Origin of the sequence: Nocardioides rubriscoriae (assembly GCF_008087085.1) — a bacterium.
Taxonomy (GTDB): domain Bacteria; phylum Actinomycetota; class Actinomycetes; order Propionibacteriales; family Nocardioidaceae; genus Nocardioides; species Nocardioides rubriscoriae.
The window spans coordinates 355,804-370,971 of record NZ_VIYJ01000007.1; the positions used below are offsets into that span (position 1 = coordinate 355,804).

Annotated in this window: 14 protein-coding genes, 1 tRNA gene and 1 pseudogene; 12 read left to right on the plus strand and 4 right to left on the minus strand. The window is 69.7% G+C overall.

Going from position 1 to position 15,168, the window contains the following annotated elements; translation table 11 throughout:
• Nucleotides 1–105 precede the first annotated feature (105 nt).
• From FZC61_RS14530 to crcB, 3 genes are all read left to right on the plus strand, one after another.
• On the plus strand, nucleotides 106–663 hold the full coding sequence (locus tag FZC61_RS14530; RefSeq protein WP_211350978.1) for a fluoride efflux transporter FluC: 558 nt from the start codon (nucleotides 106–108) through the stop codon (nucleotides 661–663).
• 32 nt (nucleotides 664–695) lie between these two features.
• A complete protein-coding gene (locus tag FZC61_RS14535; RefSeq protein ID WP_246081779.1) occupies nucleotides 696–950 on the plus strand; it encodes a DUF190 domain-containing protein in 255 nt (84 codons plus the stop codon).
• A 67-nt stretch (nucleotides 951–1,017) separates the two neighbouring features.
• Complete coding sequence (gene crcB, locus FZC61_RS14540; RefSeq protein WP_140009851.1) at nucleotides 1,018–1,389, plus strand: fluoride efflux transporter CrcB; 372 nt, start codon at nucleotides 1,018–1,020, stop codon at nucleotides 1,387–1,389.
• A gap of 269 nt (nucleotides 1,390–1,658) precedes the next feature.
• Here crcB and FZC61_RS14545 read toward each other — a convergent pair whose 3' ends face one another.
• Complete coding sequence (locus tag FZC61_RS14545) at nucleotides 1,659–2,018, minus strand: ester cyclase (protein ID WP_211348904.1); 360 nt, start codon at nucleotides 2,016–2,018, stop codon at nucleotides 1,659–1,661.
• A 236-nt stretch (nucleotides 2,019–2,254) separates the two neighbouring features.
• Here FZC61_RS14545 and FZC61_RS14550 point away from each other — a divergent pair, with 236 nt between their 5' ends.
• A complete protein-coding gene (locus FZC61_RS14550) occupies nucleotides 2,255–3,325 on the plus strand; it encodes a sodium:calcium antiporter (protein ID WP_139980677.1) in 1,071 nt (356 codons plus the stop codon).
• 272 nt (nucleotides 3,326–3,597) lie between these two features.
• Here FZC61_RS14550 and FZC61_RS23460 read toward each other — a convergent pair whose 3' ends face one another.
• Nucleotides 3,598–4,062, minus strand: a complete 465-nt coding sequence (locus tag FZC61_RS23460; protein WP_281284272.1) for a tyrosine-type recombinase/integrase — start codon at nucleotides 4,060–4,062, stop codon at nucleotides 3,598–3,600.
• A 972-nt stretch (nucleotides 4,063–5,034) separates the two neighbouring features.
• Between FZC61_RS23460 and mobF the strand changes: the two are divergent.
• The 6 genes and pseudogenes from mobF to FZC61_RS14580 form a co-directional block, all read left to right on the plus strand.
• Nucleotides 5,035–5,958 (plus strand): annotated as a pseudogene (gene mobF, locus FZC61_RS24085) (MobF family relaxase); the annotation flags it as partial.
• 51 nt (nucleotides 5,959–6,009) lie between these two features.
• Nucleotides 6,010–7,857, plus strand: coding sequence for an ATP-dependent DNA helicase (locus FZC61_RS14560; RefSeq protein WP_425465424.1), 1,848 nt, complete (start codon nucleotides 6,010–6,012; stop codon nucleotides 7,855–7,857).
• A gap of 149 nt (nucleotides 7,858–8,006) precedes the next feature.
• Entirely contained in the window at nucleotides 8,007–8,291 is a 285-nt protein-coding gene (locus FZC61_RS14565) for a helix-turn-helix transcriptional regulator (protein WP_246081777.1), read from the plus strand.
• Between the two features lie 159 nt (nucleotides 8,292–8,450).
• Nucleotides 8,451–9,614: a tyrosine-type recombinase/integrase gene (locus FZC61_RS14570; RefSeq protein ID WP_170215388.1), complete on the plus strand. Its 1,164-nt coding sequence runs from the start codon at nucleotides 8,451–8,453 to the stop codon at nucleotides 9,612–9,614.
• Nucleotides 9,615–9,645: 31 nt separating this feature from the next.
• Nucleotides 9,646–9,719: transfer RNA gene (locus tag FZC61_RS14575), tRNA-Ile, on the plus strand.
• Between the two features lie 77 nt (nucleotides 9,720–9,796).
• A complete protein-coding gene (locus FZC61_RS14580; protein ID WP_170286114.1) occupies nucleotides 9,797–10,468 on the plus strand; it encodes a TVP38/TMEM64 family protein in 672 nt (223 codons plus the stop codon).
• A 10-nt stretch (nucleotides 10,469–10,478) separates the two neighbouring features.
• Here FZC61_RS14580 and FZC61_RS14585 read toward each other — a convergent pair whose 3' ends face one another.
• Both FZC61_RS14585 and FZC61_RS14590 read right to left on the minus strand, forming a co-directional pair.
• Nucleotides 10,479–10,877 carry an Hpt domain-containing protein gene (locus tag FZC61_RS14585; protein ID WP_148614874.1) on the minus strand — a complete coding sequence of 133 codons (399 nt, stop codon included), beginning with the start codon at nucleotides 10,875–10,877 and terminating at the stop codon, nucleotides 10,479–10,481.
• 1 nt (nucleotide 10,878) lies between these two features.
• Nucleotides 10,879–12,333, minus strand: a complete 1,455-nt coding sequence (locus FZC61_RS14590; protein WP_148614875.1) for a serine/threonine-protein kinase — start codon at nucleotides 12,331–12,333, stop codon at nucleotides 10,879–10,881.
• 105 nt (nucleotides 12,334–12,438) lie between these two features.
• On the opposite strand from FZC61_RS14590, the gene tyrS reads away from it, so the two are divergent.
• Nucleotides 12,439–13,710, plus strand: coding sequence for a tyrosine--tRNA ligase (gene tyrS, locus FZC61_RS14595; protein WP_148614876.1), 1,272 nt, complete (start codon nucleotides 12,439–12,441; stop codon nucleotides 13,708–13,710).
• A gap of 1 nt (nucleotide 13,711) precedes the next feature.
• Nucleotides 13,712–14,767: an alpha-hydroxy acid oxidase gene (locus FZC61_RS14600; protein ID WP_211357260.1), complete on the plus strand. Its 1,056-nt coding sequence runs from the start codon at nucleotides 13,712–13,714 to the stop codon at nucleotides 14,765–14,767.
• The last annotated feature ends 401 nt before the right edge of the window (nucleotides 14,768–15,168 follow it).

Sequence of the window (15,168 nt, forward strand, 5' to 3'; positions counted from 1 at the left end):
GGCGCACACGATGGCGGTGGGGCTCGCCGACAACCGTGGCGCCGGGCCACCAACAGTCCCTACCTGAGACAGGTAGGAGTTCGTGTGCCCGAAAGCAATGACCCCATGGCGGTCGATCGCCTGGTCAACCTCCCCATGGATCCCGACACGGCGACGGACACCGTCGCGAACGGGCCGCACCGTTGGCTCTCCTTTCTGAGGTCGCGGTGGGACGTGCTGCTGGCCATCAGTGCCGGCGGAGCCCTGGGGAGCCTGGCCCGGTGGGGTGTCGGGGCACTCGTCCCGTGGACGGGCTCGACCTTTCCGTGGGCGACGTTCATCGAGAACATCTCCGGGGGCTTCGCCCTCGGCGCGCTGATGGTGTTCGTACTCGACGTGTGGCCACCACGTCGCTACCTGCGCCCCTTCCTCGGCGTCGGCGTCCTGGGCGGCTACACGACGTTCTCGGCCTACATGCTGGAGACCCGGCACTTGCTCGCCGAGGGCCAGCTGGTCACCGCCTTCACCTATCTGGGCGGGTCGCTGCTGGTCGGGCTGTGCGCGGTGTGGCTCGGCATCGCTTCCGCACGCATGGTGGCGTTCGGATGGCCGCGCCGACGACGGCGTCGGCACCCCGAGCAGTCCACCATCGAGCCCACCGATTACCAAGTGAGGAATTCATGACGCTAGAAGGGCCTGCGACCAGGCTGACCATCATGGTGGGGGAGTCCGACCAGACCCACCACCACCCGGTCTACACCGAGATCGTGCACCGGGCACACCGGGCTGGACTCGCCGGCGCCAGCGTCCTGCGCGGCATCGAGGGGTTCGGCAAGTCCAACTACATCCCCACCACCCGGCTGTTGTCGCTGAGCGAGGACCTCCCCGTCGCAATATGCATCGTCGACGCCGAGGAACGGATCCGGGCCTTCCTCCCCGAGCTGGAGGACTTGAGATCGAGGGGCTGGTGATCCTGGACCCGGTCGAGGTCGTCCGGTACGCCGGCCGCCGCCCGTCCGGACGAGCAGAGGACCACCGGTGACGGTCGCGATGGTGCTGCTCGGCGGCGCGATCGGCGCGCCCCTGCGCTACCTCACCGACCTGTTCGTGCAGTCCCGACACGACAGCGTCTTCCCCTGGGGCACCTTCACCGTCAACGTCCTCGGCTCCCTGATCTTGGGCGTCACCGCAGCCGCGGTCATCGACCTCGGGGCGCCGGGGTGGGTGCTGACGTTGGTCGGCACCGGGTTCTGCGGAGCGCTCACGACCTTCTCTACCTTCGGGTTCGAGACCATCCGGCTGCTCGAGCAAGGGTCGGTCCTGACCGCCGCAGCCAACAGTGTCGCAAGCCTGGCCCTCGGACTGGGCGCCTGCGCGGGTGGCTTCGCGGTCGCCGCCGCGATGTTGTGAGACCGCCTTGGGACCCGCGACCGAACCTCATGCGCGAGCCGCCCAGGATCACGCAGCTCTACACCACCACCGGGGACTTGACCTCGCCGTCTCGGCGTGTTCCAGAGCCCGACTCACCGCGACGGCCGACCCGTCTGGTCAGGCGCTGGCTCGATGGGCATACCCCGACTGGCCGGTGACGGGGGACTCCTGCGTTGGCGTAGCAGCTTTGGTACGGCAGGAGCGCACACCGTCAATGGACCTGCCGTCGGTGTCTGCCGGTGCGATGCTCAGGCGAGTCCGAGTTGCGACATGATGCCGGCTTCGTCAGTGTCGCCCCAGCGCTCGACGAGCGTGGCGTTCTCGTCGAATTTGCTGATCTGCACCCCGCGGACCGCGAACGGCTTGCCAGTCGTGCCGTGGCCTTGGACGGGCCCGTCGTGAGTGCCGGTCAGCGTGTAGGCGAAGGCGACGTTGTCGTCGTCGGCCACAAGGTGCTCGACCTCGACCTCGACATGGAGGTCGGGGAAGGCAGCACGCATCTCGTTGAAGAAGGCCACGAAGCCAGCCGCTCCGTCCACCTGGCCCGGGGTGGGGTCGTGATCGACCTTGCCGTCGGCGACCAAGTCATGCAGAGCCGTGAGGGTCACCAGTGTTGACAGCCTCGCCAAAGGCTTGTTGTGCTGTGATGTTCGTGTCCTTGCTCATTGTTGACTCCTTGGTCGAGACGCGTTCTCGTCGTGAGACTGGTGCTGAGCCGCGGCACGACTGAACTGCCTCGCGTGGGTGGGGCGGATGCTGGGGTGTGGCCCGGGTGGTCGCGTCCCGTCGATGATCGGACTCGACTATCGTTGTCTTGCATTGTCGTCACGCATCCAGGAGATCTGTGTCCACGCTCCCGCTCGCCTGGTTGTTGTTGATCTTCGTCGGAGCTGCGGGTGCCATCTGGGTCGCTGGTGTGCAGTTGTCGAGGCAGACCGACGTGTTGGCCACCCGGCTCGGCTTGGGCTCCGCGCTCGGAGGCCTGGTCTTGCTCGCGGTTGCGACCAACCTGCCGGAGATTGCCATCGTGGTCAGCGCGTCGTTGGCCGGGAACGTCGGGGTCGCGGTCGGCAACATCTTGGGCGGGATCGCCATACAGACCGTCGTCTTGGTCCTCCTCGACGCCTTCGGCGTCAGGGGAGCCCGACCCCTCACCTACCGGGCAGCATCGCTCGTCCTGGTCCTGGAGGCCGTGCTGGTGGTCGCGATCCTTGCCGTGGTCGTGGCCGGCAGCCAGTTGCCGGCGGACCTGATCGTGTTTCGGCTCGAGCCCGGCGCGGTGCTGATCGCGGGGCTGTGGGTGGTCGGTCTGCTGCTGCTGCGCCGGGCCAGCCAGTCTCTGCCCTGGCACGAGGCCGGCGAGGCCCCTGACAACCAGGACCCCCCGCGTGGCCACTCCCGAGCACAGACAGAGCAGAAGGCCACCGAGAAGGGCGTGGCGACCTCGCGTGCCGCGATCGTGTTCGGGGTCGCGGCCTTGGTCACCCTCGTCGCCGGCGTGGTCCTGGAGCGCAGTGGAGACGCCATCGCCGGTGACATCGGTTTGTCTGGTGTGCTCTTTGGCGCCACCGTCCTGGCGGCGGCGACCTCTCTGCCCGAGCTGTCGACCGGTCTGACGTCGGTGCGCCAGGGTGACTACCAGCTGGCGATGAGTGACATCTTCGGTGGCAACGCGTTCCTGCCCGTCCTGTTCCTGCTCGCGGGTCTGATCTCGGGGCAATCAGTCCTGCCACAGGCCCAGGACACTGACATCTATCTCACCGCCCTTGCCATGCTGCTGACCCTGGTCTACGCCGCGGGCCTGGTCTTCCGGCCCGAGCGGCGCACGGCTCGGATGGGGCTGGACTCCTGGGTGGTCCTGGCGCTGTACGCACTCGGCGTCGCCGGCCTGTTCTCGATCGCCGCTGTCGGATAGTTCTGCTGAGCACGTGGCCCGGTAGAGATCATGGTCTGCCCGGGTCCGCGGGTCCGTCGTGGGAACCTCGGGTGCGCACTGGATGAGGAACTCGCCGAAGGAACGCAGGGCAAGATCGGCACCCGAGACGCTGCCGGGTCGCAGCAAGCACCCGATCTGCTCCAGGTAGCGCTGCATGACGTGCACAAGTTCGGGGCGCACTGAGAGTTCCTCCCAGGTCGCCAGCGGCTCGGGCGCAATCATCGCGCACCTGCCGGGCGTGCGGCGTAGACCTAGGCATCGATGACCTCGGCAGCCTTGCGGTACTGCGAGGTCAACCAGTCATCGGCCAGATGGAGGTAGATCCGGGTCGTTTCGATCGAGGCGTGCCCGGCTTGGGACTGAACGGCCTCGAGCGGCATCCCTGCTTCACGCAGCCGGGTCAGGCAGGTGTGGCGCAGTGCGTGGCAGGTCGCGTGGCCGATGCCGGCGCGGGTGCGTGCGGTGAGAAGGATCTGGTCGAGCCCTGCTGCGGTCAAAGGTCGGCCGCGACCGCCTTGCTTCAAGACCACGAACAGCTGATCGGTGGTGGCATCGGGTGGTCGTTCGGCGTCGAGGTAAGCCGCGACGTGGTCGAAGAACCGCGAGGAGGTCGGAACCAGTCGCTGGTGACCGCCCTTGCCGTCGGCGATGAAGACCCGCCGCTCGGCCACCCGTAGATCCTCCACCCGTAGCCCGACGACCTCGCAACGCCGCAGCCCACCGAGCTACATCGCAGCCAGCATCGCGCGGTCGCGGTGGGTCCGCAGCGCGGCGGTGAGCTGGTCGACCTCGTCGGGGGTCAGGATCCGTGGCACCGTCCGCGACGAGCGAACCAGCGGCACGCCCTGGTTCGGGCGGTTGCGTTCGCGTCGGGTCGGCAGACCGCGCGGGACCGGGTTCTTCGCCACGTCGCCGCGCGCGACAAGGTAGGCGTAGCCCGGACACCACCGAGAGCCGGCGCCGCAGGGTCCGGTTCGAGACCCCCGACTCATCACCGGCCACCGAGACAAGCGGGCCGCCGGTGCCGCTGATTGAAGACTTCCCGGCGCGCTGAGCAGTCATGAACGCCATAACCTCACGCGGCGTCACCTCCTGCGGCGCCACACCCACCACCGAGAAGAACACCCGCAAGTCATAGGCCGTCGCAAGCACCGTGTTCGGCCGGCAACGACTCGCCACAAAGTCCAGGTAGTCATCAAGAAGCTTCACCCGAACCGCATGACCGGCTCACCCGAAGACCCCCTGGACCTGATCAGACACACATCAACGAACGACATTCCGGGCGCCTCCTGCCGGCACAGAACACCCGGCGGATCCGGGCACTCAGTCCTACGAGGGATACCCGCATATCAAGCATGTGAGGGCGTATAGGACTCGGCGCCTGCCGTTCGAACCCCACCGGTTCGCCGACACGCCGACGTTAGTAGTCCCCATGCCGCCTATGTCCTGCTCGCCGAGCTGGACCCGTGACGCGACGTTCCTCCACCCAGCATCTGAGATATCGACGGTTGTTCATGTACCCGATCAAAGTTCCATAATCGCGCCTAGGAACGCTAGAAGAATAGGCGGCACGTATGCTACGAATGTCCGTAGTCGGGTCGCCTTCGGGTGGCCCGTATTCGCATTTCTAGGATAATTGACGGAAATCGATTGTGGCTGATTGTTGGTGAATTGACGTGCATGGCGGGATGAAGGTCTACCGCGGCTCAGCTACTGCTGCGCGGACCTATGTCGAGGCTGATCGGTCGCGGGTCGATGACTACTACCTGGCCGAGGGCACGGGTCTGGCCGAGCGCCACGTCGCGGTCAGCGCCGCTGGTGAGGCAGCAGGTCGCGGCGCTCCGGGTGTCCGCGCCGGCCGCGCCATGGACGGCGACGCCTACGAGGCGTGGGTCGCAGGCCGCGACGCGGCCACGGGCCGCGGCAAGGGCCGGGTCCGGACTGATGACCAGGCGGTGCGGTTCGTGGAGGTTGTGGTCAACGGGCCCAAGACGTGGTCGCTGGCCGCGACGGTGCATCCGGAGGTCTCAGCTGCTTACGACGCGGCGCAAGACCGGGCTGCGGGTGAGGTGGTTGGGTGGCTGGTCGAGCACGCGACCACGCGGGTGGGGCCGCGGGGGCGGCAGGTCCAGGTGCCGGTGGAGGAGATCGAGGCCGCGGTCGTGCGGCATCACACTTCGCGTGCTGGTGATCCGCACCGCCACTTGCACTTGCAGGTCAACGCCCGGGTCTGGGCCCAGGGGGCGTGGCGGGGGATCCACACGGTCGGGGTCCGCGACTGCCTGGACGCGATCAACGGCATCGGACACGCAGCCATCGCCTGTGACCCGCAGTTCCGCGCAGTGCTGAGCAAGCACGGGTACACGCTGGATGCTGAGTCCGGGGAGATCGAGCAGCTGTCACCGTTCGCGGGTGCGTTCAGTGCCCGGGCGGCGCAGATCGGCCGCAACGTCGACACCTACGAGGCTCAGTGGCGCACCGCGCATCCCGGTCAGGAACCCGGCCCCAGACTGCGACGCACGTGGGATGCCCGGGCCTGGGCTGATGCGCGTCCGGACAAGGTCGTGCCGAAGGACGGGGCCGAGTTGCGGGCACGGTGGCTCGAGGAGCTCGCCGACCTCGGCTTCCACGCACCCACCGCGCCGGCTAAGTCGGCTGAGCCAATGGCGCCGAGGATCGGGCAGCTGAACCGTGACGTGTGCGTCGAGGTCGTGCTGTGCCGCCTCGGTGCACGCCGGTCGGGGTGGAACGCAGCCGATGTGCGCGGTGAGGTCGAACGGCTCGTGGCCTCGGTCGGGCTGGTCGCCGAGGCGCCGGCGCGGGTCGAGCTCACCGAGGACCTCACTGCCCGGACCCTGGCCCAGTGCGTACCGCTACTTGACCGGACTGATGTGCCCGAGCACATTCGGTCGTTGACCTCGTCGAAGGTGTTGTCGGTCGAGAACGAACTGACGGCCCGCCTGACCAACCGCTCACCCATCACCGACACCAAGTCCGGCGCCGGGCCGGCGGAAGTCATCGCAGCCAACCGCGGGCTTGATGTCGCTCAGCAGAACGTCGCTGCGCACCTTGCCGGCGGGGCGCGGCTACTGCTGGTCGAAGGCGCTGCAGGTGCTGGGAAGACCTCGACCCTGGCCGCTGCCAACCAGGCCATGACGCAGGCCGGGCGGGGCCGGATGGTCGTGGTGACGCCGACCTTGAAGGCCGCCTCGGTCGCCGCCGAGGAACTGGGGACCGAAGCGTTCTCGGCGGCGTGGCTGGTCCACCAGCATGGGTTCCGGTGGGATCAGGACGGCCGTTGGTCGCGGGTTCTGGCTACGCCTGAGGATCGGGCGCGGTTGTTGCCGGGGGATCTGTTGCTTGTCGATGAGGCCGGGATGCTCGACCAGGACACTGCGTTGGCGTTGATGAAGATCGCCGACCAGTCAGGCGCACGCCTCGCGCTGGTCGGCGACCGGCACCAGCTGCCAGCGGTCGGACGTGGGGGAGTCCTGGACCTGGCCGCCGACGCAGCCCCCGACACGGCATGTCTGACTCTGGAGACGGTCCACCGGTTCGCCGATCCCAACTACGCGCACCTCACACTCGAGATGCGGACCGGGCAGAACGCCGCCGAGGTCTTCGAAGCTCTCCTGGCTCGAGGTGACATCCAGATCCATCCCAGCGACATCGAACGAGTTCAGGCCCTGACCAACTTCGCCGACGTCACCGGTATTAGCCACGACGGCGCGGAACATCAACGGACGCTGGTGGTGGCTGACACCCGCGAGCAGGTCGCCGCGCTCAACGCCGCGATCCGCGACCGTCGCCAGACCGACCAGAGGCACGACGACGGGCAGGCGCTCACGACCGCCGCGGGGGAGCGCATCGGTGTCGGCGACACCATCACCACGCGCCGCAACGACCGCTCTCTGGGGGTGGCGAACCGGCAGACCTGGACCATTACCGCGGTCGCCGACGACGGCGCCCTGACCATCGCCGGCGAACCCCTCGCGGTCGGCCCCAGCAGGCCAGGAACGCAGGGGGGAACGCAACCAGCAGCAGGACACCGAACAGGGACAAAGCCCCAGGTCAGCAGGGGGGAACGCACCCTTCCGGCGGCCTACGTCCAGCAGCACGTCGAGCTGGCCTACGCCCAAACCGTCTACGGCGCGCAGGGCGAGACCGTGGACCGTGCCCACTTCGTCCTGGGGGAGCAGACCGGTGCCGCGTCGGCGTACGTGGCGATGACCCGGGGCCGGGAGGCCAATACCGCGCACCTGGTCGCTGAGAGCGTCGATGAGGCCCGCGAGCAGTGGGTCGCTGTGTTCAGCCGCGACCGCGCCGACCTCGGACCAGCACGCGCAGCGACCAGAGCTGCAGAGGATCTCGACCGCTACGGCAGCCTCGACTGGGAGACCGCCGAAGCCATCCAAGTCACCGAGTCTGCGGCCGCAACACGCCTGCGACCGGACCGCGGCAGCCCAGCCGAGCTCCGCCCTGAACCGGCTCGTCCTGGCCGTTCGCGGTGACCCACCGCGGGTAGTCGACGAAAGTTTTTGGTCCGCAGTGATCGCCAGGGACCCCATCTTCGCCTTGGTCCTTAGTGAGAGAGCAAATTCCAGGCGCCGGGCTCGGCCGGTACGCGACGACGACGCCTCCAATCACGAGAGGACCCACCATGACCAACCTCGACAGCTCGTCCACCCCTGCGGCACAGGCCGGCATGTCCACGATCGGCTCCATGACCATCGGCTCGCTCGACGATCGACCCGACGCCGACTTCCTGACCCTGCCCGAGGTCGCCGATGTACTGCGGGTGCCGGTCAACACCTTGCGGTGGTGGCGCCAGCAGGGCACCGGGCCGCGCTTCTTCAAGATCGGGCGACGTCTGGTCACCACGGTCGGCGACCTGACCAGCTGGGTGGAGACGCAGAAGACCGGCACAGGCCCCGACGCGGCTTAAGACGCTCGGCGCGTCTGTGGGTTGTCCACAGGCGCGCCGAGTGCGCCGTTGTCCACAGCCACGTCCGGACCGCCAGCGCGGACCCGCCATTCGGACGTCGAATGCTGGGAAGCGGCACCGCCGCTCCTTCGTCGACCCCTCGAGATCAGGAGAATGCGCATGGCCAGCTACAGCGTGGCCAAGAGGCCCAACGGTCAGTGGAGAGCCCGCTACCGGGGCCCCGACCACAAGGAACGATCCCGGCACTTTGATCGCAAGGTCGACGCCGAGCGATGGGCGCGCACCGAGGTCGCCCGCCTCGACCGCGGCGAGTGGACCAGCCCCGAGCTCGGACGCCTCACCGTCGGCGAGTACTCCCAGGAGTGGCTGCGCAGCAAGGTCCGCATCCGCCCATCCACCCGACTGATGTACGACGTCGTCCTGCGCAACCAGGTGCTGCCCACCTGGGAGAGCGTCCGGCTCGACGCCGTACGCCACGAGGACGTCGGAGCCTGGATCGCCAAACTCCACGGCAACGGGCTCTCGGCCGCACGCACCCGGCACGCCTGGGTCGTCCTGTCCCAGATCCTCGAGCTCGCGGTCCGCTCGCACCGGATCCCGAACAACCAGGCCAAGGGAGTCGAGCTACCCGCCCTGCCCAGCAAGAGCGAGCGGGACAAGACCCGGTTCCTCGACGAGCGAGAGGTGTGGGCACTGGCCGAAGCCGCCGGCGACTTCTCGCTCTCCGTGCTCGTCCTGGCCTGGTGCGGGCTGCGGTTCGGCGAGCTCGCCGCCCTTCGCTGCAGCAGCCTCAACGTCACGAACCGCGAGCTACGCGTCTCGGCCACGCTCTCGGAGAGCAACGGCAAGCTCGTCGAAGGCCCACCCAAGACCGAGACCAGCAACCGCACCGTCCCGGTGCCGGCCTGGCTGTGCGACGAGCTCGCCGCACGGACCGAGGGCCGCGAGCCCACCGACCACCTGCTGACCTCACCCAACGGCGGGCCACTGCGCAGCGGCAACTGGCGCTACCGCGTCTTCGACCCGGCCGTGAAGAAGACCGGCCTGGCCTCCCAGCAGCGCGGCGACATGCTCCGCCCGCACGACCTACGACACACCTGCGCATCGCTCCACATCAAGCACGGAACGCCACCCAAGGTGCTCTCCACGATGCTCGGACACGCCTCCGTCGCGATCACCCTCGACCGCTATGGTCACCTCTACCCGGGCGAGGTGCACATGTTCGTCGACCGGCTCGGAGAGGTCGCTCTGGCCGCACGTGCGGACTATTTGCGGACAGCAGGCCGATCCGAGGCTCCGGACGGAGCGCCAGATCAGCCCTAGCAAGCCGCTGACCTGGGACAATGGAAAATGCGGGGCGGTAGCTCAGTCGGTTAGAGCAGAGGACTCATAATCCTTGGGTCGTGGGTTCGAGCCCCACCCGCCCTACTCCGCACCACCCGGTGCGACGATGTCCGGATCACCACTCGACGACCGGGGACAGCGTGAAGACCGAGGGGCCGCTCGTGATCGCGCGATGGCCGCGCACGCGTCTGGCCGTCCTGGTCGTCGCGCTGGTGGCTGCCGGGACCTTCTTCACCTTCGGTGACGTGCTGACCACCGAGCAGGTGCGCGACGCCGTCGACGGGCTCGGCCCGGCCGCGCCGGTGGTCTACGTCGTGGTGGCCGCGGTCCTCGCCGCCGCGCTCGTGCCCGGGCCGCTGCTCGCCGCGGCCAGCGGGCTGCTCTTCGGCGTGGTGCTCGGGACGGTCGTGGCGGTCGCGTCCTCGGCCCTCACGGCGCTGCTCGCCCAGCGTCTCGGCAGGGCCGCCGGCCTCGACGGCGCCCGGGCCGTCCTCGGGCCCGTCCGGGCCGCGGTGACCGAGGACCTCCTGGCCCGGCGCGGCCTCCTCGCGGTCGTCGGCCAACGGCTCCTGCCCGGTGTCCCCGACGCACCCGCGACCTACGCCTTCGGGGCCCTGGGCGCCACCGGCTGGCAGACCGTGCTGGGCACGCTGATCGGGGCGTCGCCGCGCGCCTTCGCCTACACCGCGCTCGGCGCCTCGCTCGACGACCCGGGGTCACCCCTGGCCCTGGCCGGGCTCGCGGTGTGGGTGGTCGTCTCCGTCGCCGGCGCCGAGCTGGCGCGGCGCTGGTGGGTCGTACGCCGCCGGTCCCGCGCCGCGGACGGCGACTAGCGGCTCGCGCTCACCCGGCGTACGTCGCCTGGTAGGCGAGCAGCAGGGCCCGGCCCTCGGTCATGGCGTCGGTGAGCTCGTCGAGCAGGGCGACGACGGGCTCCACCGACCCCGTGTCGGCCGCGAGCTCGACCGCGCGAGCGGCCTCGCCGGCCCGCAGGCACCCGAGGTTGAGCGCGCTCCCGGCGATCTTGTGGGCTCGAGCCACCACGGCGGCGGTGTCGCCGGCCGCGACCGACTCGCGGATCGCCACGACGGCCGCCTCGGAGTTGACCTGGAAGTTGCCGATCGCGCGGTCGATGTAGGTGGTGTCGCCGGGGTCGAGGTCGCGCAGCGTGTCGAGGCGCCCGACGTCGAGGCCTGCGATCGGGGCCGTCGGCGCCAGTCCGGCGTGGTCGCTCGCGCTCATGTCATGCCTCTCCGTCGATCAGCAGCCGATCGCCGTTGCGGACCAGCTGGAGGGTCACGTCGTCGGTGGTCTGGCCGGACCCGGCCTTGGTGTAACGGTAGGTGTAGCGCACGGTCAGGTCACCGGGATCGGCCTCGATCGACAGCAGCCTGGTGTTCGTGACGTCGCCCCAGAAGCCCGTGTAGCCCGCGAGCCCACCGCTCGCGGCCTGGAAGCCCGGCGTCAGCTGTGCGAACCCGGCGGGCGGGTCCTGGCTCGCGGTGTCGAGGTAGGCGGCGACGAAGTCCTCGAGGTCCTGCCGCGTCGGCGGAGCCGCCGTGGTCGGTGCGTCCGTCGTGGGCGAGGGCGTCCGCGACGTCGCGGACGTCGGGGAGCCCGCGCTCGGACCGTTGCCGGTCTGCTGTGGGTCGTCCATCAGCGCCAGCACCGCGATCACGCCGAGCAGCGCGACGACGAGCAGCCCCACCACGACCGGGAGCACCCGACGGCGCGGCGCCGGAGCCGGGGCCGGTGCCGGTGCCAGCACCTCGGTCGGCGTGGGTGCGGGCATCGTGGCGCCGACCGGCACGGGGGGCACGGGGGCCACGGGCCTCAGCTGCTGGGTGCTCTCGGCGGTGGGGACCGGAACCGGAGCCGTGGCCGGGATCTGCCGCGAGCCGTCGTCGGACGACGCCGCCAGCAGCGAGAGCACCCCCGCGACGTCGGTCATCGCCCAGCGCCGACGGGGGTCGTGCGCCATCGTGGCCAGCAGCACCGGGGCCATCTCGCCGGCATCGGGCAGCCGCGGCGGCGGCTCGTTGACGATCTGGTAGAGCGCGCCCAGCACGTTGTCGCCCGTGTCGTACGGCGGGCGGCCGGCGAGCGCGTGGAAGAGCGTCGCGCCCAGCGACCACACGTCGCTGGCCGGTGTGGCGAGCCCGCCGGACGCGACCTCCGGCGACAGGTACGCCGGCGACCCGGTCACCAAACCCGTCTGGGTCAGCGAGGCGTCGGCCTCGTTGCGCGCGATCCCGAAGTCGGAGAGCCTCACGTGGCCGTCGTCGCGGACCAGGATGTTGGAGGGCTTCACGTCTCGGTGCACGACCTGGCTGGCGTGCGCCGCCGCCAGTGCGGAGGCCACCTGGGCCAGGATGCGGGCAACCTGCTGCGGGGGGAGCGCCCCGTGGTCGCGCACGAGGTCGGCCAGGGTGCGTCCCGGGACGTACTCCATCACCATGTACTGCTCGTCGCCGTCGGTCACCAGGTCGAAGACCCCGACGATGTTGGGGTGGTTGAGGCTGGCCGCGATCCGGGCCTCGCGCTCGGCGCGCTGCAGGTCGGGGCTGGAGCCGCCGGGGGCCACGCCGACGCGCTTGACGGCCACGGCACGCCCGAGGACCTCGTCGCGGCCGAGCCACACCGCGCCCATGCCGCCCCGGCCGATCTCCCGGTCGAGCGAGTACCTGTCCCCGATCACCCGCAAAACCTACTGCGGACCGACCACCGGTCCTGCCACGATCCCGGGTGAGGCAGGCTTGGCCTGGCTCCGCCCCACCATCCACCCGACCCGGGAAGGCCCCACGTGCCCGTCGACCCCGCCCTCCTCGACGACCTGCAGTGGCGCGGCCTCGTCGCCCACTCCACCGACCTCGACGCGCTGCGCGCGGCGCTCGGCGAGGGCAGCGTGCGGTTCTACGTCGGCTTCGACCCCACCGCCCCGAGCATGCACATGGGCAACCTGGTCCAGCTGGCGACCGCCCGCCGGCTCCAGGACGCGGGCCACACGCCGTACCTCCTCGTCGGCGGAGCCACCGGCATGATCGGCGACCCCAAGGACTCGGGCGAGCGCACGCTCAACTCGCTCGACACGGTCCAGGAGTGGACCGACCGCTTCCGCCGGCAGATGCAGCGGTTCCTGACCTTCGAGGGCGACAACCCCGCCACCATCGTCAACAACTACGACTGGACCGAGGGGATGTCGGTCATCGAGTTCCTGCGAGACGTGGGCAAGCACTTCCCGGTCAACCGGATGCTCGCGCGCGACACGGTCAGGCGGCGGCTCGAGTCGGGCATCAGCTACACCGAGTTCAGCTACGTGCTGCTGCAGTCGATGGACTTCCTCACCCTGCACCGCGACCACGGCGTCGACCTGCAGTTCGGGGGCTCCGACCAGTGGGGCAACATCACCGCGGGCGCCGAGCTCGTCCGCCGCGTCACCGGCGACCACGTCCACGCGGTGGCGACGCCGTTGGTCACCAAGGCCGACGGCACCAAGTACGGCAAGACCGAGACCGGGGCGCTGTGGCTCGACCCCGAGATGATGTCGCCCTACGCCTTCCACCAGTTCTGGCTCAACGTCGAGGACGAGAAGGTCGGCGAGCTGCTGCGCATCTTCACGTTCCTGCCCCGCGACGAGATCGAGTCCCTCGAGGCCCGGCACGCCGAGAAGCCCTTCCTCCGCCAGGCCCAGAAGGTCCTGGCCGACGCGGTGACGACGTTCGTCCACGGCGCCGACGAGACCGAGCAGGCCAAGGCGGCCGCAGCGGCGTTGTTCGGCGGGGGAGACCTGACCTCGCTCAGCACCGCGACCCTCGGCGCTGCGCTGCGCGAGGCGGGTGTCGTGACGCTGGACCGCAGCGACGGCTGGCCCACCATGACCGACCTGTTCGTCACCGCCGGCCTGGTCAAGAGCAAGGGGGAGGCGAGGCGCACGGTGACCGAGGGCGGTGCCTACCTCAACAACCAGCGCGTCGAGGACGCCGAGGCCCTGCTGTCGGCCGACGACCTGATCGGCGGGTCGTGGTTGGTCCTGCGCCGCGGCAAGAAGAGCTTCGCGGGCGTCGAGGTCCACTGAGGTGTCCGACGCGCGCTGGCTGGCTGGGCTCGAGGAGCAGGCACGTCGGCGCCTGTCGCCCCCCGTGTTCGATTACGTCGCCATGGGCGCCCGCGACGGCGTGACGGCCGCCGCCGCCGCGTCGTCGTGGCGGTCCTGGTCCCTGCACCCGCGGGTGATGCGCGACGTCACGACGGTCGACATCTCCACCGAGGTGCTCGGCCGCCGCACGGCAGTGCCCTTCGGGGTCGCCCCGACGACCCTGCAGCGGGCGGTCCACCCGGACGGCGAGCTGGCGGTGGCCCGTGCGGTGGCGGCGGCCGACGGGTTGATGGTCGTCTCGAGCAACGCCGGCACCCGCTTCGCCGAGCTCGCCGCCACGGGCGTGCGGTGGTGGGTCCAGTGCTACCTCCCGGCCGACCGGCGCCTGGCCGAGCCGCTGCTGCACCGTGCGGTGGCCGCTGGTGCCGACGCCGTCGTCCTCACGGTCGACACCCCGGTCGTGGGCACCAAGTACCCCCGCGACGACGGCCCCGTCGTCTGGGACGTCGTCGACCCGGAGATCCTCAGGGTCAACTTCGACCCGGGGTACGACGACGCCCCGGGGTCCGCGAAGGCACTCGACCTCGGCGCGCACGACATCGAGTGGCTGCGCAGCACCACCGGGCTCCCGGTCGTGGTCAAGGGCGTCCTACGTCCCGACGACGCGGTCCTCGCCGTCGACGCCGGTGCCGCAGCAGTCTGGGTCTCCAACCACGGGGGCCGGCAGCTCGACCGGGCGGTCTCGACGGCGACCGTGCTCGCCGATGTTGTCGCAGCGGTCGCGGGCCGCGCCCAGGTCTACGTCGACGGCGGCCTGAGCACCGGTCTCGACGTCGTGACGGCGCTGGCCCTGGGGGCAGCCCACACCTTCGTGGGACGCCTCCTCCTGTTCGCCCTCGTCGAGGGCGAGCCCGGCGTGACCAGGATGCTCACCGAGCTGCGCGCGCAGACGCTCGACGCACTGCGTCTCTGCGGGGCCCGCGACGTGGCCGAGACGCACGGCCTCGTGGCCACCACAGCGCCCACAAGCCTCTGACCTGGGCAAACGTCGGTTCGGGCCCTCTGTGGCCCGGGTCACGTCGACTCGATTTGTCGTTCTCCGGGAACTCCCCTAATGTTCTCTTTGTCGCCAGGGAGCGGCGGGGAGCAAGGCCAGTCGGCCGGGCTCCCGGCCCCGGGGTGACCGACATCAGCACATCCGACCGGATGGCGGCACACTCGCTTTGCGAGAAGGCCAAGATCCGGGCAAGATCTGCGCGGTAGGTTCATCAGTCTCCGGACTCAAGCCTTTCACGAGGTGGCGGCCGGAGTGCGTCTGATGTTTGAGAACTCAACAGTGTGTCATAGTCGACGAATTAGTTTGATGCTCGTCTGTTTGTTGGATGGGTTTAGTTTTTTCGGCAATGATTCTGGCGATAGCTAGTAATCGTATTTGTC